1 protein-coding gene is annotated in these 1,417 nt (G+C 66.4%); it reads right to left on the reverse strand.

The window, feature by feature from the left end; translation table 11 throughout:
• Window positions 1–59 precede the first annotated feature (59 nt).
• Window positions 60–1,295 (reverse strand): IS256 family transposase, encoded by a 1,236-nt coding sequence (locus tag ACSF8R_RS14590; RefSeq protein WP_046746337.1) that lies wholly within the window; start codon window positions 1,293–1,295, stop codon window positions 60–62.
• Between the last annotated feature and the right edge of the window lie 122 nt (window positions 1,296–1,417).

Raw genomic sequence — 1,417 nt, forward strand, 5'->3', positions numbered from 1 at the left:
GGCCGCGTCCGTTTGAGTGGTGGTCTTTCGCTTCGTTGCGATGATCAGCTGTCGTTAGTTTAGGCGGCGGTGATCTCGGGGAGTATCACCGCCTCGTCGATGGTGGGGGTGGTCGCGGTGAGCTCGGTCATGGAGGCTTCGGAGAAGTAGCGGCGGTCGGCGGCTTCCCATTCGTCGTGTTGCTCGACGAGGACGGAGCCGGCCAGGCGGAGCAGGGCGGCGTTGTTCGGGAACACGCCAACGACGTCGGTGCGGCGCTTGATCTCCCGATTGAGGCGTTCCAGCGGGTTCGTGGACCAGATCTGTCGCCAATGCCGGGCGGGGAACGCTTTGAACGCGAGGATGTCGTCACGGGCGTCGGTGAGCATCACGGCGGTCTTGGGGTGGACGCGCTCGATCATGCGCACGACTTCGTCGAACTGGGCATCGATGTGCTCGGCGTCGGGTTGGGCGAAGATCGTGCGGATCACGCTGGCGACCATCTCCTGCCGGCCCTTCGGGAGGGCGGTCAGGACGTTGCGCATGAAGTGGACGCGGCAGCGCTGCCAGGCGGCGCCCTGCAACACGGTCGCTGCGGCCTTCTTCAGTCCGGCGTGGGCGTCGGAGATCACCAGCTTCACCCCGCCCAGACCTCGTGTCTTCAACGAGCGCAGGAACTGCTTCCAGAACTCCTCGGTCTCGCTGTCTCCGACATCGAAGCCCAGCACGACCCGCCGCCCGTCAGCGGCGACGCCGATCGCGACGACGACCGCCTGGGACACGACACGGTGGTCGATGCGGACCTTGCAGTAGGTCGCGTCGAGGAACACGTAGGGGTAGGCGATGTCAGACAGCGAGCGGTCGCGGAACGATGCGACCTCGGCGTCGAGCCCTTGGCAGATGCGGGACACCTCGGACTTCGAGATGCCAGTGTCAGCGCCGAGCGCTTTGACGAGGTCATCGACCTTCCGGGTTGAGACGCCGTGGAGGTAGGCCTCCATCACGACCGCGAACAAGGCTTGGTCGACCCGGCGGCGCCGCTCCAGCAGCGACGGGAAGAACGACCCCTGCCGCAACTTCGGGATCCGCAACTCCAGATCCCCAGCCGTGGTCGACAGCACCCGCGGCCGGGAACCGTTGCGGGTAGTCGTGCGCTCGCTCGTGCGCTCGTAGGGGGCGGCGCCGATGAATGCGGCTGTCTCCGCGTCGATCAGCTCCTGGTAGAGCCGCTCGGTCGCGGCTCGGATGCGGTCGGTGGTGCCGGTGAGCTTCAGTTCCCCGAGCAGCTCGAGGAGGGCAGACTGGTCAAGAGCCATCGTGCGGTGTCGTCTTTCTGTGTGAGTTCTTGGTCGTTCTCACTGACCATCGCACGATGGCTCACCCCGTCGCGGTCACGACGCCGCGGGCCCGAAAGACCACCACCCCGCGGGACTCCAGG

The organism is Microbacterium sp. bgisy189 (genome assembly GCF_965345345.1).
Taxonomy (GTDB): domain Bacteria; phylum Actinomycetota; class Actinomycetes; order Actinomycetales; family Microbacteriaceae; genus Microbacterium.

Coding starts and splice junctions, on each gene's coding strand:
- ACSF8R_RS14590 (WP_046746337.1), bottom strand. CDS start 1,295: ATGGCTCTTGACCAGTCTGCCCTCCTCGAGCTGCTCGGGGAACTGAAG.